At 48.9% G+C, this 21,999-nt stretch carries 19 protein-coding genes and 1 pseudogene; 14 read left to right on the top strand and 6 right to left on the bottom strand.

From position 1 onward, the window contains the following. Positions 1–101 precede the first annotated feature (101 nt). The 3 genes from P4D80_RS22385 to P4D80_RS22375 all read left to right on the top strand — a co-directional run bounded on the left by P4D80_RS22385 (position 102) and on the right by P4D80_RS22375 (position 3,611). Positions 102–1,301 carry a PRC-barrel domain-containing protein gene (locus P4D80_RS22385; RefSeq protein ID WP_421656264.1) on the top strand — a complete coding sequence of 400 codons (1,200 nt, stop codon included), beginning with the start codon at positions 102–104 and terminating at the stop codon, positions 1,299–1,301. A 103-nt stretch (positions 1,302–1,404) separates the two neighbouring features. Further along, positions 1,405–2,286, top strand: a complete 882-nt coding sequence (locus P4D80_RS22380) for a rhodanese-related sulfurtransferase (protein ID WP_421656263.1) — start codon at positions 1,405–1,407, stop codon at positions 2,284–2,286. Between the two features lie 251 nt (positions 2,287–2,537). Continuing rightward, positions 2,538–3,611, top strand: a complete 1,074-nt coding sequence (locus P4D80_RS22375) for a Photosystem Q(B) protein 1 (protein ID WP_421656262.1) — start codon at positions 2,538–2,540, stop codon at positions 3,609–3,611. 207 nt (positions 3,612–3,818) lie between these two features. Here P4D80_RS22375 and P4D80_RS22370 read toward each other — a convergent pair whose 3' ends face one another. The 3 genes from P4D80_RS22370 to P4D80_RS22360 form a co-directional block, all read right to left on the bottom strand. Further along, complete coding sequence (locus tag P4D80_RS22370; protein ID WP_421656260.1) at positions 3,819–5,024, bottom strand: NAD(P)/FAD-dependent oxidoreductase; 1,206 nt, start codon at positions 5,022–5,024, stop codon at positions 3,819–3,821. A gap of 467 nt (positions 5,025–5,491) precedes the next feature. Then, positions 5,492–5,653 carry a hypothetical protein gene (locus P4D80_RS22365; RefSeq protein ID WP_421656259.1) on the bottom strand — a complete coding sequence of 54 codons (162 nt, stop codon included), beginning with the start codon at positions 5,651–5,653 and terminating at the stop codon, positions 5,492–5,494. 85 nt (positions 5,654–5,738) lie between these two features. After that, the gene (locus tag P4D80_RS22360; RefSeq protein ID WP_421656258.1) at positions 5,739–7,571 is read right to left on the bottom strand and encodes a phospholipase D-like domain-containing protein; all 1,833 of its coding nucleotides are present in this window, start codon (positions 7,569–7,571) and stop codon (positions 5,739–5,741) included. Positions 7,572–7,988: 417 nt separating this feature from the next. Between P4D80_RS22360 and plsX the strand changes: the two genes are divergently transcribed. From plsX to P4D80_RS22330, 6 genes are all read left to right on the top strand, one after another. Next, the gene (gene plsX / locus P4D80_RS22355) at positions 7,989–9,038 is read left to right on the top strand and encodes a phosphate acyltransferase PlsX (RefSeq protein WP_421656257.1); all 1,050 of its coding nucleotides are present in this window, start codon (positions 7,989–7,991) and stop codon (positions 9,036–9,038) included. A 41-nt stretch (positions 9,039–9,079) separates the two neighbouring features. Then, on the top strand, positions 9,080–10,084 hold the full coding sequence (locus P4D80_RS22350; protein ID WP_421656256.1) for a beta-ketoacyl-ACP synthase III: 1,005 nt from the start codon (positions 9,080–9,082) through the stop codon (positions 10,082–10,084). Between the two features lie 600 nt (positions 10,085–10,684). Continuing rightward, positions 10,685–11,569, top strand: coding sequence for an ACP S-malonyltransferase (fabD, locus tag P4D80_RS22345; protein ID WP_421656255.1), 885 nt, complete (start codon positions 10,685–10,687; stop codon positions 11,567–11,569). A 103-nt stretch (positions 11,570–11,672) separates the two neighbouring features. Beyond that, positions 11,673–11,975 (top strand): hypothetical protein, encoded by a 303-nt coding sequence (locus tag P4D80_RS22340; RefSeq protein WP_421656254.1) that lies wholly within the window; start codon positions 11,673–11,675, stop codon positions 11,973–11,975. Positions 11,976–12,033: 58 nt separating this feature from the next. Further along, positions 12,034–12,297 carry a hypothetical protein gene (locus P4D80_RS22335; RefSeq protein WP_421656253.1) on the top strand — a complete coding sequence of 88 codons (264 nt, stop codon included), beginning with the start codon at positions 12,034–12,036 and terminating at the stop codon, positions 12,295–12,297. Positions 12,298–12,304: 7 nt separating this feature from the next. Next, positions 12,305–12,943 carry a lysophospholipid acyltransferase family protein gene (locus tag P4D80_RS22330; RefSeq protein WP_421656251.1) on the top strand — a complete coding sequence of 213 codons (639 nt, stop codon included), beginning with the start codon at positions 12,305–12,307 and terminating at the stop codon, positions 12,941–12,943. A gap of 43 nt (positions 12,944–12,986) precedes the next feature. Here the strand turns inward: P4D80_RS22330 and P4D80_RS22325 are convergent, their stop codons facing one another. The 3 genes from P4D80_RS22325 to P4D80_RS22315 form a co-directional block, all read right to left on the bottom strand. Then, the gene (locus tag P4D80_RS22325) at positions 12,987–13,277 is read right to left on the bottom strand and encodes a DUF2288 domain-containing protein (RefSeq protein ID WP_421656250.1); all 291 of its coding nucleotides are present in this window, start codon (positions 13,275–13,277) and stop codon (positions 12,987–12,989) included. Positions 13,278–13,355: 78 nt separating this feature from the next. Then, positions 13,356–13,901, bottom strand: a complete 546-nt coding sequence (locus tag P4D80_RS22320; protein ID WP_421656249.1) for a YdcF family protein — start codon at positions 13,899–13,901, stop codon at positions 13,356–13,358. A gap of 369 nt (positions 13,902–14,270) precedes the next feature. Next, complete coding sequence (locus P4D80_RS22315; RefSeq protein ID WP_421656248.1) at positions 14,271–15,071, bottom strand: tetratricopeptide repeat protein; 801 nt, start codon at positions 15,069–15,071, stop codon at positions 14,271–14,273. Positions 15,072–15,428: 357 nt separating this feature from the next. On the opposite strand from P4D80_RS22315, the gene thyX reads away from it, so the two are divergent. The 5 genes and pseudogenes from thyX to rpoD all read left to right on the top strand — a co-directional run bounded on the left by thyX (position 15,429) and on the right by rpoD (position 21,999). Continuing rightward, the gene (thyX, locus tag P4D80_RS22310) at positions 15,429–16,151 is read left to right on the top strand and encodes an FAD-dependent thymidylate synthase (protein ID WP_421656247.1); all 723 of its coding nucleotides are present in this window, start codon (positions 15,429–15,431) and stop codon (positions 16,149–16,151) included. A gap of 315 nt (positions 16,152–16,466) precedes the next feature. Further along, positions 16,467–18,035, top strand: a complete 1,569-nt coding sequence (locus tag P4D80_RS22305) for a hypothetical protein (RefSeq protein WP_421656246.1) — start codon at positions 16,467–16,469, stop codon at positions 18,033–18,035. A gap of 878 nt (positions 18,036–18,913) precedes the next feature. Further along, positions 18,914–19,309, top strand: a complete 396-nt coding sequence (locus P4D80_RS22300) for a response regulator (protein ID WP_421656245.1) — start codon at positions 18,914–18,916, stop codon at positions 19,307–19,309. 57 nt (positions 19,310–19,366) lie between these two features. Beyond that, positions 19,367–20,065: a polysaccharide deacetylase family protein gene (locus P4D80_RS22295; RefSeq protein ID WP_421656244.1), complete on the top strand. Its 699-nt coding sequence runs from the start codon at positions 19,367–19,369 to the stop codon at positions 20,063–20,065. A 790-nt stretch (positions 20,066–20,855) separates the two neighbouring features. Beyond that, positions 20,856–21,999: pseudogene (gene rpoD, locus P4D80_RS22290) on the top strand (RNA polymerase sigma factor RpoD).

Raw genomic sequence — 21,999 nt, 5'->3', positions numbered from 1 at the left:
AGGTGCAGGGGGGGAACCCCTGCGTAGGGGTGAAGTCCCCCCTTGCTCACAAATAGTTGGTGAGCGCTATAGAACACACTCTCAAAAACTTAGAAAACACGATGACCGCTCAACCAGAGGTTGTCAAACAAAGTGAATTAGTAAACCAACTGGTCATCAACCGCGACAACATGGAGGAGCTAGGGCGGGTCGAGGTGCTGTGGATGTATGCGCCGTCCCATCGCGTGTTAGGCTTTGTCTGCAAAGCGGGCTTGTTGAGCAAAAGGAAAAAAGCATTCAAATTGTCCCAGGTTTCCTCCTTAGGAACCAATGGAATTCTGACCCATTCCCAACCGGAAGAAACCGATGCCGAAAAAGTATCCAGGCTTGAGTCGGTTATCAACTGCGAAATCTGGAGCGATTCAGGGCAAAAAGTGGGCAAAATCATCGATTACATTTTTAATTTAAAAACTGGCGAAATTTCGAAATACCTCTTTATTTCGAGTCATTTGGACTTTGTTACAGGTGAAATTTATCAACTGTTTCCCAGTCAGGTTTTAAGTATTGGACGAAGGCGAGTTCTTGTGCCTGAGTACGCTCTCAAGAATCTTTCTATTTACCGGGAGGGAATTAAGCAAAAACTCACCAGAGCAACTGAGTTTCTTAAGGAAGAAAAGGAACAGGTTGCTCAGGAGTTAAAAACTTTGACTCAGCGGGCTCAAGAAACTACCCAGCAGGCAAAGGGACGGTTTCGGAACCTCACTGAGCAATTGAAAGACCGGGTTCAATCAATCTCCCAGGAGGCGAAAGAAAAAATTCATTCCCTCAGCGAACAACTGAAAGAAGAAGTCCAAACTCTCTCAGAACAGGCAAAAGAAAAAGGGAGTGAATGGTTTGAACAGATGCGAGAACAAACCCAAACCCTGGGCGAACAGGTTGAAGATGGAATTCAAACGTTAACCGTTCAAGCAAAAGAAATTCTCGATTCCGATGAGGAGGAAGAGTGGAATCAAACTTCCTCACTAATGGCCCAAGAGGACCCGGAGGACTTCTTTGACGCCCTCTTCAAAGAAGAGGAGGAAACAACCTCGCCTTCTAACCAGGTTTCGCCGCCTGTTCCCTCTCAATCCCTGAAGGATGAACCCGAAACCCCAGCGCCATCTAATGCCACTCCACTCCAACCAGACGAAACCTTATCCGATCAAAAGGAGACGGTAGACTTTATCTGGGATGATGTCTGGGACGATCGCCCCAACCCCACCTCAACCATCGAACAAAATATCATCATTCCTGGTAGAGCCAGAGACCAAAGAGCACAATGAACTCTGGACGCCATCCAAACCTTCATCCAAAACAGGAGAGGAATCCCTTAAAGCAGAAGAGGACGAACCCTGGGCTTAATGTACGGGATTAACGGAACAAGAGATGACACTGGTTGTTGCAACATTCTACAAATTTGTCAAATTGCCGGATTGTGCAGAGCAGCGATCGCCCCTGCTAGCTTACTGCACCCAGAAGGGAATTAAGGGCACGATTTTGCTCGCCCCCGAAGGCATCAATGGTACAATTGCTGGCTCTCGTACAGCGATTGACGATGTCCTTTTCTTTCTCCGCTCCGATCCGCGCCTTTCAGATCTGGAACATCGAGAGTCGTTGGCAATTTCCTTTCCCTTCGATCGAATGAAAGTGCGGCTTAAAAAGGAAATTGTCACACTGGGGATGCCTCAGATCAACCCCAATGATCAGGTTGGTACCTATGTTAACCCTGAAGATTGGAATGCCCTGATTTCTGACCCAGAAGTGGTGGTGATTGATACGCGCAACAAGTACGAAGTCGATATTGGCACCTTTAAGGGAGCTCAAAACCCAAAAATCCAATCATTTCGCCAATTTCCAGAGTATGTTCAAACCCATCTAGATCCTGCAAGGCACAAAAAAATTGCCATGTTTTGCACAGGTGGTATTCGTTGTGAGAAAGCTTCGGCCTTCATGCTGGCGCAGGGATTCCAGGAGGTCTATCACCTCAAAGGAGGCATCCTGAAATATCTGGAGGCCGTTCCACCCGATGAGAGCTTATGGCAGGGCGAATGTTTTGTGTTTGACCAGCGGGTAGCTATACAACACAGATTAGAAATGGGTACTCACGAAATGTGCCTAAGTTGTGGACATCCAGTTTCTAGCACAGACAAGGCTTCCCCACAATATGAGGAAGGAGTTTCTTGTCCCCATTGTTTCCATCAGCTAACTGAAGAGAAACGGTTACGGCAGCAAGCAAAACAACGGCAGTTGAAACGGGGTGAACGTTGACAGCTACATCAATAATAAATTTTGATCTTATTTCATCTTCGTTCGTAACAGATTCTCTAAAATAGAATTGATTGTCCTGCCAGTTTGCGATCGCCATAACCTTCGCTAAAAGCCTTTTTGCCGCTTGAATTCCGCAATTTGATCCCTCAAGAATTTGAGAAACCCTTCATCCCGTCTCAGATTCTTCAACGATTTCTAAGCCAAACATATCAAGTTCTAAATCAAACTTATCAAGATAGGAGGGAGAAGCAATGAGTACCCTCATTCAACAACGGCGTGAATTTGAATTTGACCGCCTGTGGGATAGGCTTTGTGCCTGGATTACCAGCACAGAGCATCCGATTTACATTGGCTGGTTCGGTATTCTAATGATTCCAACATTACTGGCCGCAACCATCTGTTTTGTCCTGGCTTTCATCGTTGCCCCCAGTGTTGACATGGAAGGCATTCGATCGCCAATCCTGGGTTCTCTCATGGATGGCAATAACTTAATTACAGCGGCGGTTGTTCCTACCTCGGCGGCAATTGGGCTGCACCTTTACCCTATCTGGGCTGCTGGCTCTATGGATGAATGGCTCTATAACGGGGGACCCTATCAGCTCATTGTCCTACATTTCTTAATTGCCATCTGGTGCTACCTGGGACGGCTCTGGGAACTCAGTTACCGGATTGGTGCCCGCCCCTGGATCGCCGCTGCCTTTTCTGCACCGGCAGCAGCGGCAACCGCAGTCTTGCTAATTTATCCCATTGGTCAGGGCAGTTTTTCGGAAGGGCTACCCTTGGGAATTTCCGGAACATTCCATTTCATGCTGGCATTCCAGGCAGATCACAATATTCTCATGCACCCATTCCATATGCTGGGGGTTGCAGGTATTTTTGGAGGGGCTTTACTCAGTTCGCTCCACGGCTCCCTGGTGGCTTCAACCCTGATTCGCACCACAACTGATGAAACGGTTTCCATTAATAGCGGCTACACTCTTGGACAAGGCAAAGTCACCTACAACTTCAGAGCGGGACATTATGGGTTTTTGGGGCGGTTGCTCGTTCCTTCCCTGGCAGTGCAAAATCATCGGGCACTCCACTTCCTGCTGGCAGCCTTGCCAACTGTAGGAATTTGGTTCGCCTCCATGGGGGTATGTAGTGCTGCATTTAATTTGAATGGCTTTAACTTCCAGCACTCCTTGCTAGATAGTCGGGGATCTGTAATCAGAACAGACGCTGACCTGCTAAATCGGGCTAATCTGGGAATTCAGGTCATGCATGCACCTAATACGCACCACTTTCCCATGCTGCTGTCTGGCGGAAAGGAAGTTCCGATCGCCTGATACAGCTATAGTCACTACGCTGAATACAAGTTGCAGGTGTAAAACTTCACATTCCCGTACCTCACTCAAATGAAAACCGCTGTAAGTAGGTAGCTATCATTAGTTTGTAAAGGGGGGTGAGGGTTACGCCTCCAGGTAAGGAGTTTCGCTCCCTCCACCGCCGAAATTATAGTTGCGCCTAGCTACTTGTTGCGCCTAGCTACCTATTTACAACTGCCCAAGACTTGCTAAGGCATCTGTAATGGGGCGAGTCATCCAATGAATTCCCACTTTGATTTGATGTTCAAGAGTTGGCATCCGGTATAGGTAAGCCAACCGTCGGAAAACATGAGCAAACGGACCATCCAGTTTTAGCCCCAGGGCGGTTAAGGTCGCATTGTTGGTGCCCAGGGTCATCATTTCTCCTAGATGCTGGTAGCGGAAAGGCAGTAGGGGGCGATCGCTCAAAGATGCCCACAGGTTCCAACCGACATACTCAGCCTGCTGGATAGCCGCCTGGGCGGTGATAGGAGCTTGCTGTCCTTCGGCATCTTTGCAGTCTGCCAGATCCCCCAGAGCAAACACTTCAGGTTGGTCAACTAGTTGTAGCGTGGGGGTCACAACAATTTGCCCTTTCGGGTTTTTCTTCAATGGAAGGTCATTGATTACATCTGGAACGCGGGTACCGACCGTCCAAACCACTATATCAACGGGGATTGTATCCGTGTTGCCTTTGTAAGTCAGGGAAATAGTATTGGCTGAAACTTCCTCAACAGCTGTTTCCAGATCGATCCAGATGCTCCTTTCCTCAAGGGCTCTGGTTGCGGCTTCCCGGTTGAAATCAGTCGAAGTCTTAAGAATTTGACTGGTCAGCTCAATCAGGCGAATGCGCCCCCGCTCCTGCAAGCGATCTGCCAGTTTGCAGGCCAACTCCACCCCAGAGTAGCCGCCTCCAACAATCGCCACCCGAATTCGGTCTGTCTCCGACTCTTCCAGGGTTCGCAATCGCTCTTCCAGGCGATAGGCATCAGCGATCGTGCGAAACGGGATGGCGTGTTCTACAACCCCTGGCACCTTATCTAAGGGGGTTTCCCCACCCAATGCCAACACCAGCCTGTCATAGGCGATTTCAGGGCTATCCTGGAGATGCACCTGCTTTTCTTGCAAATTAATCCCTGCGACTACGCTCTGGTAGAAGCGAACGCCTGTCCCTGCGAGCAGTTCCTCAAATGGAGGGCTAATTTCCCAGGTTTGCAATTCCCCAGTCATCAATTCATACAACAAGGGGGAGAAGAGGAAGCGATCGCTGCGATCGACCAGCACAATCTCTGGCTTTTCCTGCTTAACCCAGGGCAACTGACTGAGGCGTAAAGCTGTGTAGAGACCCCCAAAGCCTCCACCCAAAATGCAAATACGAGCAGGTTGTTGAGTCATGGGTTTGGATCAGAAGGGCGAACTGTGGAAGCAATTCATTTTCAGGATAACAACTGCTAGTGGGTGTGAGGTGGGAATTTTAGATTGTGGATTGACACCCCGGCCCCCCCAGCCCCCTATCCCCTTTCTTCCCTCTAACCTCGTACACTAATTCCGCTTGCATCATTTTATGAAGTTCCACCCGTAGATCCACGGGCTGACCCTCCGTTTAATCTGGAGGACCTCATTTTTGTCAATAACAGACTTAATTGGAAACAAAGAGAGAAATCAATTCTTAACGTAAAACTATCAATCCTTATAGTTTTATCGTCCATTCTTAGATGGAGCAATTTATCGCAATTTATTCTGGTTTATTAACGATAACGTCAACTGATTTAGGTAATTTAACGCTGGTCTCAGCCCGTTTATTTTTGACATTCTGTAACTAACTAGCTGGGCATCTATCCATTTTGTGCATCTGTTATGCGTCAAATCACGATTTTCCTATCGATTGCAGCATTGATGGTCACTGTGGCAGAGCCTGCGATCGCAGGTAGAAAGGGTGTGCCAGGACGCCGAGTGGGTGGAGGTACTCGGATAACTACACCTCGCATCCAACAGGCTTCTCCATCACACCCTGCTACACCCATACCCCCATCCCCTTCTAGCTTCTGACTCCTGACTCTTTAATCCCTGATTTCTTCCTTCCCACCTTAGAGCAAACACCAGCCATCACTACCAGGTCACGTGGTCTTCCAGCTTTCTAAGAAGTTTGGGTCCTACACCGGAAACCTGATCCAGATCCCGGAGTGAGCGAAAAGGTTTCTGCTGGCGGGCAGCGATAATTCGCTTTGCTAGTCCGGGACCTACACTGGGCAGGGCTTCCAGTTCAACCTGACTTGCAGTGTTTAAATTCACCCTCTGGCCTCCTGGATAAGGCTTAACCAGGGTAGATTTCTTCAATCGGGTTAAAGGTTTCAGGCTTCGGGCGTTGTCTGGCGTTCTGGCTAGCAGCACACGGGCAGGGGGGATAGATAGCGGTGGGCATTGTTTACTGTGAGCCTCTGCTTTCTTGCGAATGGCGGGAGGAACGCCCAAAATTGCATCAGTGTATAGGCGATCGAATTCTCGCAGGTAGTGGGCGGCAACCATTTCATTACGAATCACCAAAATCGTTTCATCATTGCCTAAGTTTGCGGCGTCAGTCCAGTTGTGAGAACCTGTGATTACAATTTGACGATCCACAATGCCAAACTTGTTATGCAGCAGATCGCCAGGCAATAAGCGGGGGACACCAACGGTTGTAATTGGATTTTGCCAGGGGCGGTTTCCCAACTCGTACTTACAGTTTTCGTCAGCAAGGGCAACACCCATCATATCCAGTGCTTCACTGTAGGAGCGGTAGGCGAAACCAGGCTCAATCAAAGCTCGGATTTGGACTCCCCTTTGCTGAACTGGTTCCAGCAGGTTTACCAGGTTTTGGTCAGAAAAAACAAACAGTGCCATTTCAATTGACTGACCGGCAGTACTGAGCGTCCTTCCAATGAGACCGTTGCTGCTTTTGCTCCAGGGAATGGCACGCGCAGATGGAGAGAATTGAACTTCAACCTGGGAAGCCCCGATCGCAACCGAGCGTGCAGGACGAAACGGTTTCTGGATTCCAAATTTACTGTCCTTCTTGCCTCCCGGACCGTCTCCCCACATGAGATTGAATTCCTGATTAAAGAAGGCAGCCAGTTCGGGACTGTCAATCTTCAACAGGTTGTTGGCGTTCCCTCGGCTGGCAGAAACCTTAAGGTCGCCGTGAATATCACTGGTGGTGAAGTTGGCGGAGGTGACAATGACCAGGCGATTATCAACAACGACAAACTTGTGGTGCATCAGATCGCTGCCCGCTGAACCATCTGCCGTATCGTCAATCCGGGGAACACCGGCGCGATCGAGCATCACCAGGGCATCCCGCTGCTCAATTTCTGCCTGGCTCAGTTGCCCATCGCCATCAAGATCGATTAATAGACGGGCTTCTTCGTGACGGTTCTGTTCCCGATCGGGCAATTTAGCAGCCTCTTCTGAGGAAAAACTGCTGAATGGACGCGAGTAAGTATTTTCTAAAATTACCCGCACCTTAACTCCTGCCCGATGCCGCTCAATTAGCGCTTCAGCAATCCGAGGTAGCCGCAGTTCCTGGACAGCTACCTCCACCGTTGAGCGGGCGGTGGCGATCGCGTCCACAATCACTTGTTCCAGGTCATCCCCATCTCGAATCTGATGTCGATAAGGCTCGGTGTAGCTTGTAGCAGGGTTGTGATTAGTGTAGACCTGAATGAACTCGTCCTGGAAGAGCGGGGTTGGTCGGGCAGGTTGACTTTGCCCTCGTTGACAGGCAGGTAAGGCTAGAGCCAACAGCAAAACAACGTAACGACGAAGCAGGGTGAGATGTAGAGACACGGGTGGGTGGGAATAGGTAGATGGGTGATCGAGTGATAGGGTGATGGGGTGGATGAGTGAATGAGTGGATGAGTTCTGAGTTTTGAGTTCTGAGTGGGCCTGGCAATTTTTTTGTGGCAATCCTGGAAAGGGAGTCAGAGTTTCAAGGAGTGAGAGCGGCTTTGTCAATTTTTTTGTGGCAATCCTGGAAAGGGAGTCGAGGGAATCAGGGTTTCAAGGAGTTAGAACCCCGTTTCCAGAACACTCTCGTGAGAGCACCATTTCTGAGACCTACCCTCCTGAGTTCTAATGCTTGATCCCTCCTGGCCCTTGGCCCCCAGTCCCTGACTCCTACCTTCTGGCTCTTAGCTTCTTTCCTCATTCTTCTCTCTTTCGCCCTTTTGCATCAGAGTGCCCAGATCAGGACCCGTTTTCTCTATCTAGAACCACGAGGAGGTTTTGATTGGTTTTGGAAGCTTGCGGGTTCTATTCCTTTCATTAGGAGATAACGGTCAGATAAAACTGATAGAATCTGTAAGGTTTCTATAACTTTGACCAATGGGATCAACGCGGGCAAGGATTGCGATCGACGCAATGGGCGGGGACTACGCCCCAACTGAAATTGTTGCTGGAGCAGTTAGAGCGCAGGAAGAATTGGGGGTCGAGGTGTTGCTGGTCGGTGAACCGGACCAGATCAAAGCTTCGGTCAAATCATCTGTCAATCTTTCTTCCCTCAGGATTGTTCCTTCTGAGGGAACTGTAGAGATGAATGAAGAACCATTAAGTGCCCTCAGGCGCAAGCCAAAGGCATCTATTAACGTCGCAATGGAGCTGGTGAAGAAGAAAGAGGCAGATGCAGTTGTTTCTGCCGGTCACTCAGGTGCGGCAATGGCGGCTGCCCTACTGCGGTTGGGACGTTTACCAGGGATTGATCGTCCTGCTATTGGCGCTGTGCTGCCAACAATGGTTCCAGGTAAGCCAGTCATTATTTTGGATGTGGGTGCCAATGTGGACTGTCGCCCCAAGTTTTTAGAGCAGTTTGCCTTTCTGGGTACAATGTATTCCCAGTATGTGTTGGGAGTGTCTGATCCCAAGGTGGGATTGCTCAATATTGGTGAAGAGTCTTGTAAGGGGAATGAGCTGGCCCTGCGTACCCATCAGCTCTTGCAGGAGAATGCTCAGATTCCCTTTATTGGCAATGCGGAAGGGCGGGATGTCCTCTCAGGCAACTTTGACGTCATCGTTTGTGACGGCTTTGTGGGAAATGTTCTGTTGAAATTTGCTGAAGCTGTGGGTGAGGTGGCGCTGCAAATTTTACGGGAGGAACTGCCCCAAGGGTTGCATGGCAAAGTAGGAGTTTCTCTGTTAAAACCTAATCTGCGACGGATCAAACAACGGATGGATCACGCAGAGCATGGGGGCGGTCTGCTGCTCGGGGTAGCAGGAATTTGCATCATCAGTCATGGTAGTTCTCAGGCTCCAACAATTTTTAATGCTGCTCGTCTTGCCAGAGAGGCAGTTGATAACCGGGTGTTGGAGCGAATTCAATCTTTCCAGACCGGGAAAGCGCAACAGTCAGTGGTGGGTAGCCATCCAGCAGAAAGCTGACTGTCGCCAGATTTTCTGGAAACCCCAGTGACTGATGGAGAATGGTTTTGGAACAAGTAGGAATAGGCATCGCAGTAACAGGAACGGGTTCTGCAATACCGGCAGTGTCTCTGTCAAATGATGGACTGAGTCAGATTGTAGAAACCTCCGACGAGTGGATTTCTTCTCGCACAGGAATTCGTCATCGGCGGCTGGCGGTTCCTGCAGAGTCGCTAGCAAAACTGTCAGCAGAAGCGGCGAAGGCGGCGATCGCCACAGCCCATCTCACCCCGATGGACATTGACCTTATTCTGCTGGCAACCTCAACTCCGGATGACCTGTTTGGCACAGCTTGTCTGGTTCAGGCAGAACTGGGGGCCACCAAAGCCGTTGCTTTTGACCTGACGGCGGCCTGCTCCGGATTTGTGTTTGGCATGGTAACGGCAGCCCAGTTTATTCGAGCTGGGGCTTATCAGAATGTTGTGCTAATCGGGGCGGATGTGCTTTCCCGTTGGGTAGACTGGAGCGATCGCCGCACCTGCGTTTTGTTTGGTGATGGAGCTGGGGCGGTGGTGATGCAACCAAATGAACGCGATCGCCTGCTTGGCTTTGAGCTGCGCAGCGATGGTACTCAGAATCATTTTCTCAATCTGGCATTCCAACCCCGGCCCAAAGAACTCCTGCGAGGCACCACAGTTGGGCAGGGCACTTTTCACCCTATCACCATGAATGGTCAGGAAGTCTACCGCTTTGCCGTTCGCCGTGTGCCCGAAGTGATTGAAAAAGCTCTATTTCGCGCCAACTTGACCATTGCCGATGTAGATTGGCTGCTGTTACACCAGGCAAATCAGCGCATTCTGGATGCAGTGGGCGATCGCTTAAAGATTCCAGCTGAAAAAGTCATCAGTAACCTGGCGAAATACGGCAACACCTCTGCGGCTTCCATTCCCCTGGCGCTAGATGAAGAAGTCCGTCAGGGTAAGGTCAAAGCTGGGGATACCATTGTTTCTGCTGGCTTTGGAGCAGGGCTCACCTGGGGAGCCACTGTATTTCAGTGGGGACGCTGATCCAGGATTTTTGCTTCAATTCAGAAAAACAGCCAAAGTATAAGCTTCACAAATAAGTAGCTAAGTACAATTAAATTAAATTAAAGATAGTTTCGGGAGTGGAGGGGGTGAAACCCCCTCCACCCTTTACCAATTAATGATGACTACCTACTTATGTAAACAATGATAGCAACACGAGCTTGGATACTGATGAGCGGCAAGAGCGATGTGGATAGATTAAAGCCGTTTGGAGTAACCTATGCACTGGCTCTTCGCGTTTCTAGTAGGATTGATTCTTGTTTCTAGTAGGATTGATTCTTACAATTGTCCTCCCCCTTTTACAACCTTCCATGGCTCGTTCTGCGGGTAGTTGTGACACCAGCTATCCAGATGTTTACATTGCCCCACTACCACCAAATTTTGATTGTAAAGATATTCCCTATCGTAATTTCAGAGTTTTACCTCCCGATCCTCATCGTTTTGACAGAGATAAAGATGGGATTGGGTGTGAGAAGAGAAAGTAAATTTGCCAGCGCAACAACAGAGGACGCCGAAAACTTCCATAGGCGACTACGCAAACCCGTACAATAACTAGAGGGTGTTTGTTGGATTGATTTCAGAATGACTAAGACCGCATGGGTGTTTCCGGGGCAGGGCTCTCAGACTGTCGGCATGGGGGCTGACCTGCTCGACCTGCCAGAAGCGAAGGCAAAGTTTGAACCATCAGATAAGATCCTGGGCTGGTCTGTGGCGAAAATTTGGCAAAGCGAAGATGACAAAGTCTCCCGCACCCTCTATACCCAGCCCTGCCTCTATGTCATGGAAGCCATTCTGGTAGACCTGTTGAAAGCACGGGGACAGCAGCCGGACTTTGTGGCTGGTCATAGCCTGGGAGAATACTCGGCCCTTTATGCAGCGGGAGTCTTTAGCTTTGAGGATGGGCTGCGGTTGATCAAACGTCGGGCTGAGCTCATGGATAGTGCCTCTGATGGAATGATGGCGGCTCTTTTGGGATTTGATCGCAACCAGCTTGAACAGCAACTTCAGCAAACTCCCAATGTGGTTCTGGCAAATGACAATAACGCTGGACAGGTTGTAATCTCTGGAACCCCAGATGCAATCGAAGCCATTATCCATAACGTGAAATTTAAAAAAGCCGTGAAGCTCAATGTTAGTGGAGCCTTTCACTCTCCTCTCATGACAGAAGCAGCGGTTGAATTTCAAAAAGATCTGGATACAGTTCACTTCTCGCCTGCTCAGGTACCAGTTCTATCCAATGTCGATCCGGCCCCTGCAACTGATGCCAACCTACTGAAGGAGCGCCTCAGTCGGCAAATGACTGGAACAGTCCGCTGGCGGGAAATTTCTCTCAGAATGCCAGAGGAAGGAATTGAAAGAGTTGTGGAAGTGGGTCCTGGTAAAGTCCTGACGGGCATCATCAAACGCACCTGCCCCAACCTGGTGTTAGAAAATATTAGTGGTGCGGCGGATTTGACCAACCTGTAGAGTTCTGCTGGCTTGTTGGTAAAAGGTCCCTGCTCCCAAACTCTTTAGAGAGCGCCTAAAACAAAAACAATAGCCAGAGGTAAATTATTGGTTTGTCGCCTGATTGCTTATTTTTTTATTGGTAGGCATAATTGGCATTACCCTACTCTCTTTGACCCGCTATGTGGGATGGAACCTACTTCTAGAACTGGCCTCCCACTTCCAGCGCCAGTACCTGATGGCAAGCCTCTGTTTGTTGGCATTGCTGGTACTCACCCGCCAGAAGAAGTTACTCCTTGTTGGGCTATCTTGTCTTGCGATTATCCTGATCGAAATTTTGCCCTGGTATATGCCTCAAGCAAAAGCTGCTGAGGTCAAAGAGGGGGAACCTTCGGATATTAAGCTCAAACCTTTATCCACCCAATAAGAGCTACGCCAAGGTTTTAGCGCTTGTTCGAGAAGCCAAGCCAGATGTTGCTGTTTTCATGGAAGTCACAAACTCATGGCTAAAACAATTGGACACCCTTTCCGACATTCTTCCCTATTCCACCAGTGAAACGCTGCCCTATCTGGGGATGGTTATCCGCAAGATTCCTCTTGCCCTATTCTGGTTAATAGCGATCCCTATTGATCACTGCCTCATTAGTCCAGAGCTTACTGTTACAGGTATTTGGACAGGTCCCAATGTAGGGTCCGATCATCTGCCGTTGATAACTGATCTGGCGATCGCGGCAGACCATAAACCTTAAAGTTTGTATGAGCAGAAATCGTGAACCGTTGACCAATCTGTTGCTTTACTACCTGTTCAAGTGGTCGGTGGTAAACCCAATGCTACGCATCTATTTCCGTGGCCGCATCTACGGCGCTGAGAAAGTACCCCAAAACGGGCCAATACTTGTGGTCAGCAATCATGCCAGCGACTTTGACCCTCCCATCTTGTCCTGCTGTATGAGGCGTCCAGTGGCATACATGGCAAAAGAAGAGTTATTTCGCATTCCAATACTCAGACAAGCTATTACCCTCTACGGTGCCTATCCAGTGAAGCGAGGTTCTGCTGATCGCAGTGCAATTCGAGCAGCCCTGGCATCTCTAGACCAGGGTTGGGCCGCAGGCGTATTCATCACCGGAACCCGGACTCCTGATGGACGGGTCACAGAGCCCAAATTAGGTGCGGCTATGATTGCTGCAAAAGCCCAGGTTCCACTGTTGCCAGTTAGCCTCTGGGGAACTCATGCTATTTTCCGAAAAGGTTCTGCTTTTCCCTATCCCGTCCCTGTGACTGTCAGGGTGGGGGATCTGATTTCTCCCCCCGCTTCCACTGAACGCGGCGAACTGGAAACTGTGACTCAACAATGTGCCGATGCCATTAATGCCCTGCACGCTCTGGGGCGGTAAAAGCATCTGCTTTTTGCTTCCTGCACCTACTACCTACCGCCTACTATAGGAATTCCTGCACTAGAACGTAAGGCTGGACAATGAGGGCGTTGAACCGTTTGGTTTGGTTCTGGTTCCAGTTAGTTAGTTGAGCGGAAGAGGGTTTGTAGATCAGGGCTTCATCGATCCAGTGCTGGACGCAGGAAACGTCATCGTTTGCGATCGCAACCCCCACATCCACAAGATTGAGTTCTTTTTCGACCACAATCACCGAATTACGCCGTGCATGGGGAGCTAACCAGTTCCACTCGGCTTCGTCCAGCGACGCCGTTAGTTCTGCTCTTAGATCACTCATTGTTCAGTTATCGATTGTTTGTTAATTGGTGGTGAGTGAGAGAAGTGTTCCCTCCCCTAACACCGACTACCTTCCCCATTATCGACTCATCTTTGCCCCATAGCGACTTTCATATCGCCCACTTAAAGTGGAACCTGTCCGTCCGGTCGCCAACCATAGAAGGGCTCTGCCTCCATCTCGCAGAGTTTTGGCTAACGGTTCAGATGTTCGCTCTGAGGGTACAGCAACGGGTTTCAAATAAATTCCTCGACTGCCGAATACGATTTCGCCAATCGTACGGGAACGGCGCATATGGTAATCGGAGGTAATAAGATAAACGCTCCCAATCCCTTTGGCACGCAGGGTGTCCACCAGCGTTGTGAAGTTAGTTACGGTATCAACGGCTGCTCTGTCAATATGAACCCGATCCAAGTTCACTCCGGCATCGGAAAAAACAGCTCTGGTGTACTCTGGATTGCTGCCGCTTGAAACCCAGATGGGTAAATCGGGGTGCTGACGGGCAAATTCTGCGGCAAAATCTTCTCGTTTTGTGTCGCCCCCTAATACCAGGACTGCCTGGGGTTGCTCAAAGTATCCTCTAATTTCTCGATAACCTACCCAGCTACTAAAAATGAGCGTCAGCAAAAGAAGCCACCTTAACTTAAGCCATGTCGAGCGAATCAGCATTGGAGCGCATTCACAATTAGAAAGAAATCAATCAGCCTTGTAGCTGGGCTATCTATTGGACTATACGAAGATAGGCTACCACTTGTTTGTAGCGTTTAAGTTAAGCGTACTAATAATTTTCTAATTTTCAGAATTTCGGAGTGATTTTTGATTGCCTATATTGTGTGACCATTCCATTGGGATAAGTAACTGGACAAAATTAAATTGAAGATAGATTTGGGGGCAGAGGGGGTGAAACCCCCTGCCTGGGGGCGAAGCCCCCATTCCTTCTTCTGACAACTAACTGGGTGGAGCTACTTAGGAACCGCAATAGAAGGAAGGTAATTCCTACTGGGATGAGGACTGGGGCTTAGACAGTTGTTCCTGGGCTTGGGCAATGGTGGCTTTCATTTGGGGAGTTTCTAAAAACTTTTGCGTGTCTGCCAGCAGGCGATCGCCCCACAGATTCTCTTTCAAAAACTTCAAATCACTGTAACGACTATCGAGCTTGATTGCCGATTCCCCTAACGCTAAACCCTGGGTACGCTCCCCTCTAGTATAAAGAGCAACAGCAATCGCCAGTTGGGGTTCTGCGGCTTTTTTATCAATCGCCGCCGCTGATCGCCAACGTTTGAGCGCTTCATCCACATCACCCTGCTCATACTTGATAAGCCCAATGTTATTAATAGCGGGCCAAAATTCCTTGTCTTGAGCAATGGCTTTCTCATACTGGGCGATCGCTTCGGAATACTGCTTTAGCATCAGGTAAGCATTGCCTAGATCAAACAAAGCACCCGGAACATTGGGTTTAATCTTCAAACCAGCCTTGAGATGCTCGATCGCAGTTGCGTATTGAGCCTTTTGAAAGTAAGCCGATCCTAACCCAAACAAAACGGCAGCGCTCTTCGGGTCAAGGGACTGCGCCTGCTTTAGCGCATCGATTCCCTTATCTAACTCGTTGGTTTGCAGGTATAACCCACCCAACAAAGACCAAACCTCCGGGCTTTTAGGTGCCAGTTGGGTTGCCAAACGTGCCCTTGGCAATGCCAATTCATACTGCTGAAACTGAGCCAACTGCGCAGCTTCTCGAGCCAAACTAAGACCCTGACGTTCCAGCTTGGTCGGGTCCAGTTGGATCGTATGAGGCACAAGCGCCTGAGATAAGGCTGGCTGGGCGACACCCCAAAGCCCTAGTAAAACGAGGAATGAGAGAAAAGAATTACGATTAGGCACGGTTCGGCTTTCAGAGGAGTACAAGTATTGATAGCTTAGTCGATTTCAATTTCATGGTGGCACAAATGTCTGAGCGAAGCGATGGCCGATTCAACCAAACCTCAACTGGAAAGGCAGTAGCGGATCTTAACAGATAAAAAGGCAATCAACCGGGTTGGTGGTATTGGTTACCTGCTAGTCCAGAAGCGATGCTAACAAAAAGGTTTAGGATTAACCGCCTCCGACCTAACTAAAGTTATTCTAAGGAGCTTAATGCGTTCAGCCTGAGAACTTATGGATCGTTTTACTGTTGAGGTGATTGCCCAGACACCGAATCCACAGCAGGTTATCTATGCTGCGATGCACCAGGACTATGCTGAAGGCTTTGTCTGGAACGACCGCGATCGCTTCCCAACTGAAGACAAATGCGGTGAGATTATCGTTAAACATCTGCTGGCTGGCAACCGGGGGCATTACGGACCGCTGGAACATCCCCAAATTGTTCTCAACTGTGGCTGGTTTCCCCACAGCACGATGCAGCAAGTCCGCACCCATCGGGTTGGTATCAGTTTTGATGTTCAATCCTTCCGCTACACGGGCAGCCGCATCATTGACGTGGTGGAAGGCAGGCGCGAAGTCGAAGAAGTGTTTTATCTCCGTCCCGTCGGGGCCTATAGCGATCGCCAGGGCAAACGGTATAACTATACTCCCGAACAACGTCAGCAAGATATTGAGTGGTGTCTGGAAGCGTGCCGTCGCTATGCTGAACGGATCAACCAGGGGTTTGCCGAGGAACACGCCCGTGGGCTGATTCCATTTGATGTTCGGCAACACTGGGTTATGTCAGCCAATGTGCGATCGCTGATGCACCTCCTCGACCTGCGCTGGAAGCTGGACGCTCAGCTAGAGGCTCAGAAACTCTGTGAAACCATCTGGCCTCACTTTCAGGCATGGGTGCCCGCGGTCGCAGAGTGGTATGAAACCAACCGTTTGAAAAAAGCCCGCCTTGCACCGTAGCCTGCTCCCAGCCCCTACGCCAAATCCCTCTTACGGGCTTACTGACCTGCAAAATGTATTAGATAACTTTATTAAGTGCCAGTAAAGTACCTATAAAGCAGCCATAAAACAGGGTGTAATCGGAAACATCCATTTATTTATTCGGTCTGTAGAGAGAGAAATACAGCCAAACTCTGCTAGCCCGGCAGTGTAGACCTTCTGGCTCATCCATTCTGAATGGCAAGGTCACATTGCGGCGGCTTCGTGGAGGAGTTTGCTGTGTCTTTGAGGTGCATTTGTTCGCTCTACCTCGCTTAATTCATTCACAACAGACCTATGAATAACTTCGGCAAACTGGTATCCCAATCGCAAAAGCGCCCTTTCTGGAAAAGACTTTCCATCGCCGCACTGGCTACAACCATGGTGCTGGGTGGCTATGTGCCCCCAACCCCTGCCACCAACCAACCTATACTCATTAGCAAGAAGCAACGCCATCCTAAGGGAAAGCAGCGCCACCATAAGGATTGGAAAGCGGCTCTGCACTGTGCCCGTCTTACTAAAACCAACCAACTGCTACTCCAGCTCGATCTCCTAGATAAGCCTGCAACCAGCTATGCCAACGTTGCTTACTTTATCTATGCGCGCCGCAATGACCAGTGGATACAGGTCTTTACCAACACAGGTGCCCGCCTAATCACTAACCAGGCTGGGAGAGTCACCCTGGCTCCAGAAGTCTTTCCCATTGCCGAGCTACAGCGGCGGTTGGGCACAACTGATTTATCTAACCTGGAGCTTAAAATTGCCACCCTGCTCCGCTATGATGTCCAGGGTGGAGAGCGGCTTCAAACGATTCAGTTTGAGCGTGTGCTGAGATATGATGCGATCGCCCAAACCACCACCACCCAGATCGCTACCTATACTGGCATGAATTCACTAGAGGTAGCCCAGGCAACCGCCATCATTCCTAATCCAGTTTCCCCCTTTGGTGTCCAACCTGTCGCCTATTCCAAGCCAGTCTCATCCTCTACTCGGCGAGAGCAGAGCCGTTTCAGTCTGGCCGTTGTTCAAAAATCGGCAACTCTATCAAATGTCATTGCCCGCGTTTCGTTAAAAGCAAGAAACGGCCAAAGCTTTTTGCAGGAACAATTCATTGGCGACTTCCGCTACAGGCTGAAAGGGAAGAAGCAGAAAGCCAGGTTCCTGAAAGGGTTGTATGCGGGCGATCGCGTCGTTGTTCGCCTATTTACGGGTGAGCGGCTGATTGGCTACAGCGAGTTTGAGCTGCTTGGATCGAGTAATACGGTGACCCTGGTTCTGCCCGATCGCCCGCTTGAATATGGCATCGTGCGCACAGTTTACGGCAGCGACCGCAACGAAGACTTTGTGATTGACCGAAACGGCCCGATCTACGACTATTTCACACAGATCACTCAGGCGCAGCGACTTCAGGAAACTCGTGTCACTTTCCTCAACGCTCTTCAAAGTGTCAGCCTGGATATGTTTGCCCTACCGGGTCTACCTGCGCCTCGCCCAATTTGTACCTACCCAGTTTCTTTCACAACCGGGTCCTATGCACTGGTGAACCAGGTCATTCAGGTGTTTGGCACAGATCTGGCTCCAGCTTTAGTCTCCTTCCCCGGTCAACTGGTACAGGTCATCAATCTTAGTACAACCAGCCTTTCTGTCTATGAAGTCAGTCAATTGATAACCACTTACCGCCGAATGGGTGTGACAGGTGGAACAGTTGTTTACACTGACGACGATGACCGACGCTCAGGCAAGAAACCTCGTAAACGCCGTTGCAACCAGGGAATTGGCAATGGCTCCGAAGGATGTGATCCTGGCAATTCACGCCCCCATGGTGGAAGTAATGATGAGGACGATGACGATGACGATGATGATTAAATCCTCATGATGTCATCATCAAGCATCTTTCACCGTGCCTGATTTAACGTTCTGCCGGTCAATCAACGCCACTAGTATAGCGGTAGTCATTATGGTTAGGACGGGGGTGCAGGGGTAGAACCCCTGGCTGGGGGCGAAGCCCCCACTCCCTCTCTAATTCCAATGTCCTAACGCACCCGCGTAGAGCTATACAGCAAAACGAAAGCTTTGTTGGGGGTTTAGGGGCTTCGCCCCTAAACCCCATGTTGCAAAATTTAGTGTTTGCAACAATAGCAGCTTTCAAATCAATTGCGGATGGTCCCCCCAGGGAGAACCATCCGCAATGTCAAAGAACTCTTAGCGATCGCTTATCACTGACTTTTAGAACATAAAGAAATTCTTGATCTTAAAGCTTTCATTAAAGAAAGCTTTCATTAAAGAGGATCCATTGAGACAATTTTCCTTCTGTTTAAGAATGAGAATCGCGATAGTTAAGGCTCAAACTTAATCTATATCAAGATTGGCTCAATCTGAACAAAACCTAAAGAGTTATCTGTTTAATCCAATCCATCTTTCTGGAGAGATTATTTAAGGATCAGAAATCAGCCTCAGATGGAAAAAAGCCATAAATTCTTCTGTTCAATAAATTAGAAAATCAGCCTGCGGCAATCGATCCGCCTGTTTTATTTTTCTTGAAAAAACACTCAATATTCCTGAATATAAATTCTAAGAAATATTTCGATATATTTTTGTTGACTCTTAAAACCTAAAAAAAACGGAAGAAGTTGAGCAGGAATCAATTGGCAAAAAGGGATTAGGAAAAAGATTTCAGTCATTTTTGTTTCTCAAAACAAGTTGATTAGAGGAGTTATATTAGCGATTAATCTGTTGTTAACGCTATGCACTTTTCGTCCGGCTATATCTTGCTACTAGCGAAGCAACCTCAGAAAGTCAACGTACTGACAACGTTACTGGGGCGCTCTAGCTACTCTGTGGCGATCGCAAACACAGAGGAACAGGCGATCGCCCAACTGGCTCAGCACCCCCCCTTTTTGATCATTCTGGCAGGCAATCACGACCACTGGGCTCAAAGCCTTCTGCATGAACTCCGCACCCATGCCAAAAACCACCACATTACCCTCGTTGCCCTGACCGACTTCCATGCCCCAAGCTGGATTCATCAGGAAGAAAATCCAGGCTTTGATGGCTTCCTGGTTAACCCCATTAGCAGCGATATTCTTTCATCCCTGGTTCAATCCGCTCAAACCCGGCAAATCTGTTGCCCCACAGGCTAAAAGCAGAAGAGCGTTAGAATAGCTGCATTACTCTCTCTCCGCCCCCTTCTCCCGGCTATGCAGCTTGCACCGTTCTACCCCGTGGTTTACCAGGTACTCAAACCTTTATTTCCCAATTGCCTCTGGTCAGGTTGTGAACATAGCCGTAAAATTGCCCTCACCTTTGATGATGGTCCCCATCCAGAATATACACCTCAGCTCTTAAAGGTTCTGGATCGTCACGGTATTCTGGCTAGTTTTTTCTGGTTAGGAGTTTGTGTCAACCGCTCCCCGGCAACCGCTAAAGCGGTGTATGAATCGGGTCACTGGATCGGGTTGCATGGTTATGACCATCGCTCCTTTCCCATGCTTTCCCCAATCGAACTTAAACAGTCCCTCGAACAAACTCAGGAAGCGATCGCCCAGGCTTGCCAGCTTTCGTTTGAAGCTGTCCGCGATGTTCGTCCTCCCAATGGTTTTTTTACACCTCAAACCTTAGACTTGCTTCGGCAGTGGAACTACCGTCCAGTCATGTGGAGCGTGGTTCCTGAGGATTGGTTGAGACCCGGTGTGGCGATCGTGGTTCAACGCGTTCTGCAACAGGTCAAGAGTGGTTCCCTGATTGTCCTGCACGACGGTTATCACGGAGGTGTTGATGTAGCTGAAACCGCTGATCAGTTAATTTCTACCCTACTGGAGCAAAATTATCACTTTGTCACAGTAGACCAACTCTGGAAGTTCAACGAAACTCAGAGGAATGAAGCCGGAATTGACTAATCAATCATCCCCACTACCATTACTACGTTCCCCTCACCTTGATCTTCAGCCTTCTGGCTCCTGGTACTACATTATGAATCGTTACATCGTTTGAATAATATATTAGAACTACTAATTATTCCTATTAAGGCAGATTAGTGTAAGTCATTTGTTTTTGCTCTCATCTCCATTAATCCATTAATTGGAGTTCACTGAAATGGCTGAAGTCATTTCCGCAATATGTTCAGGCTTAGTAATAATTCCCCCTTAGTATTCTAAAAAAGTGTAATTAACTTAATAGTCAACGCTGATCAAGTTCTGGGGATTATAGGTTAACGTAGCTACAGGAGATTAGATTCCTGAGCGGAATTGTCCGTACGAGGAGTTTCTTACGTGACTCTCCATGTTTTTGGCAATTCCCTCTAATTTAACGATTGTTGTAAGAAATCGCATCCGATTTGGGTGCTAAACAGCTGAAAATATCCCTAATATCTGGTTAAATTACGCGAACTACAGAGCCAATTTGAGCTCTTTTCTAACTTTCTTAACATTCAGGACGACAAAGGAAAAGCGTGCAACTTCTGTCAGAAAAGCTACAATCAAAAAGGTTTTTACAGGACTCTGCTGTGAGTACCATGTAATTTGGTGCCTTTGCCTACGTCATGATTTGACGGGAGTTAGGTGTCTAGTCAGCCGATATGGTTATTTCTGCGGATTTGGTCGTTCTAAACCCTATTAGTTATCCTGAGTGAGATGTTCTCTGTTGACCGATTTTCGTTTTTTTTTAGTTAAGGAGCATGAGGAACTCGGCATGACCCAGGCCAACGACGTACTCGAAATCGACTTGTTAAACGACGCCCCTAGTGATCTGCCTGATAGTGAGTTAGGGTTTTTCATCGACGATGAAGACGATCGAGACGATCCTCTAGAAGCTTCTGCCGAAGATGATGATGGCAAGTCCGATAAAATTCGCTCTACCCGACGTCGAGCGCAGGCGAAGAAGAAGCATTACACCGAAGATTCCATTCGTCTGTACTTGCAGGAAATTGGTCGGATTCGGCTGCTACGAGCTGACGAGGAAATTGAATTGGCTCGTAAGATCGCTGATTTGTTGGAGCTGGAGCGGATTCGGGAAAGCCTCCAACAACAACTTGAGCGCGATCCTCAAGATAATGAATGGGCTAATGCTGTCAATATGCCCCTGCCTGCGTTCCGTCACCGCTTGCACCTGGGTCGTCGGGCGAAAGACAAGATGGTCCAGTCTAACCTGCGGCTGGTGGTGTCGATCGCGAAGAAGTATATGAATCGGGGGTTGTCCTTCCAAGATTTGATTCAGGAGGGAAGCCTGGGTTTGATTCGTGCGGCTGAAAAGTTTGACCACGAAAAGGGCTATAAGTTTTCGACTTATGCGACCTGGTGGATTCGCCAGGCTATTACCCGGGCGATCGCCGACCAGTCTCGCACTATTCGCCTTCCCGTCCATCTTTACGAAACAATTTCTCGGATTAAGAAAACCACCAAGCTGCTGTCTCAGGAAATGGGGCGCAAACCCACTGAAGAAGAAATTGCAACCCGCATGGAGATGACCATCGAGAAGCTTAGGTTTATTGCCAAGTCGGCCCAGTTGCCTATCTCTCTAGAAACGCCGATTGGTAAAGAGGAAGATTCTCGTTTGGGCGACTTCATTGAGTCAGATGGTGAAACACCTGAGGACCAGGTTTCTAAGAATTTGCTCAGGGAAGACCTGGAAAATGTGTTAGACACCCCTTAGCCCCCGCGAGCGTGATGTTTTGAGACTGCGTTATGGGCTGGATGATGGGCGGATGAAGACTCTCGAAGAGATTGGTCAGATTTTCAACGTCACCCGTGAGCGAATTCGCCAAATTGAAGCAAAGGCTCTGCGTAAGCTTCGCCACCCAAATCGTAACAGCGTACTGAAGGAGTACATCCGTTAG

This window comes from Leptothermofonsia sp. ETS-13, from assembly GCF_049200465.1.
Lineage (GTDB): Bacteria > Cyanobacteriota > Cyanobacteriia > Leptolyngbyales > Leptolyngbyaceae > Leptothermofonsia.
The sequence above is the reverse complement of the archived record's forward strand: the minus strand, read 5'-3'. Positions and strand labels throughout refer to the sequence as shown.

Bases quoted from the DNA above. Each gene is read 5' to 3' on its own strand.
- P4D80_RS22330 (WP_421656251.1), top strand. From the start codon at position 12,305: ATGAGCAGAAATCGTGAACCGTTGACCAATCTGTTGCTTTACTACCTG.
- P4D80_RS22385 (WP_421656264.1), top strand. From the start codon at position 102: ATGACCGCTCAACCAGAGGTTGTCAAACAAAGTGAATTAGTAAACCAA.
- P4D80_RS22370 (WP_421656260.1), bottom strand. From the start codon at position 5,024: ATGACTCAACAACCTGCTCGTATTTGCATTTTGGGTGGAGGCTTTGGG.
- P4D80_RS22335 (WP_421656253.1), top strand. From the start codon at position 12,034: ATGGAAGTCACAAACTCATGGCTAAAACAATTGGACACCCTTTCCGAC.
- P4D80_RS22300 (WP_421656245.1), top strand. From the start codon at position 18,914: ATGCACTTTTCGTCCGGCTATATCTTGCTACTAGCGAAGCAACCTCAG.
- P4D80_RS22295 (WP_421656244.1), top strand. From the start codon at position 19,367: ATGCAGCTTGCACCGTTCTACCCCGTGGTTTACCAGGTACTCAAACCT.
- P4D80_RS22305 (WP_421656246.1), top strand. From the start codon at position 16,467: ATGAATAACTTCGGCAAACTGGTATCCCAATCGCAAAAGCGCCCTTTC.
- fabD (WP_421656255.1), top strand. From the start codon at position 10,685: ATGACTAAGACCGCATGGGTGTTTCCGGGGCAGGGCTCTCAGACTGTC.
- thyX (WP_421656247.1), top strand. From the start codon at position 15,429: ATGGATCGTTTTACTGTTGAGGTGATTGCCCAGACACCGAATCCACAG.
- P4D80_RS22325 (WP_421656250.1), bottom strand. From the start codon at position 13,277: ATGAGTGATCTAAGAGCAGAACTAACGGCGTCGCTGGACGAAGCCGAG.
- P4D80_RS22350 (WP_421656256.1), top strand. From the start codon at position 9,080: ATGGTTTTGGAACAAGTAGGAATAGGCATCGCAGTAACAGGAACGGGT.
- P4D80_RS22380 (WP_421656263.1), top strand. From the start codon at position 1,405: ATGACACTGGTTGTTGCAACATTCTACAAATTTGTCAAATTGCCGGAT.
- P4D80_RS22365 (WP_421656259.1), bottom strand. From the start codon at position 5,653: ATGGGTGTAGCAGGGTGTGATGGAGAAGCCTGTTGGATGCGAGGTGTA.
- plsX (WP_421656257.1), top strand. From the start codon at position 7,989: ATGGGATCAACGCGGGCAAGGATTGCGATCGACGCAATGGGCGGGGAC.
- P4D80_RS22375 (WP_421656262.1), top strand. From the start codon at position 2,538: ATGAGTACCCTCATTCAACAACGGCGTGAATTTGAATTTGACCGCCTG.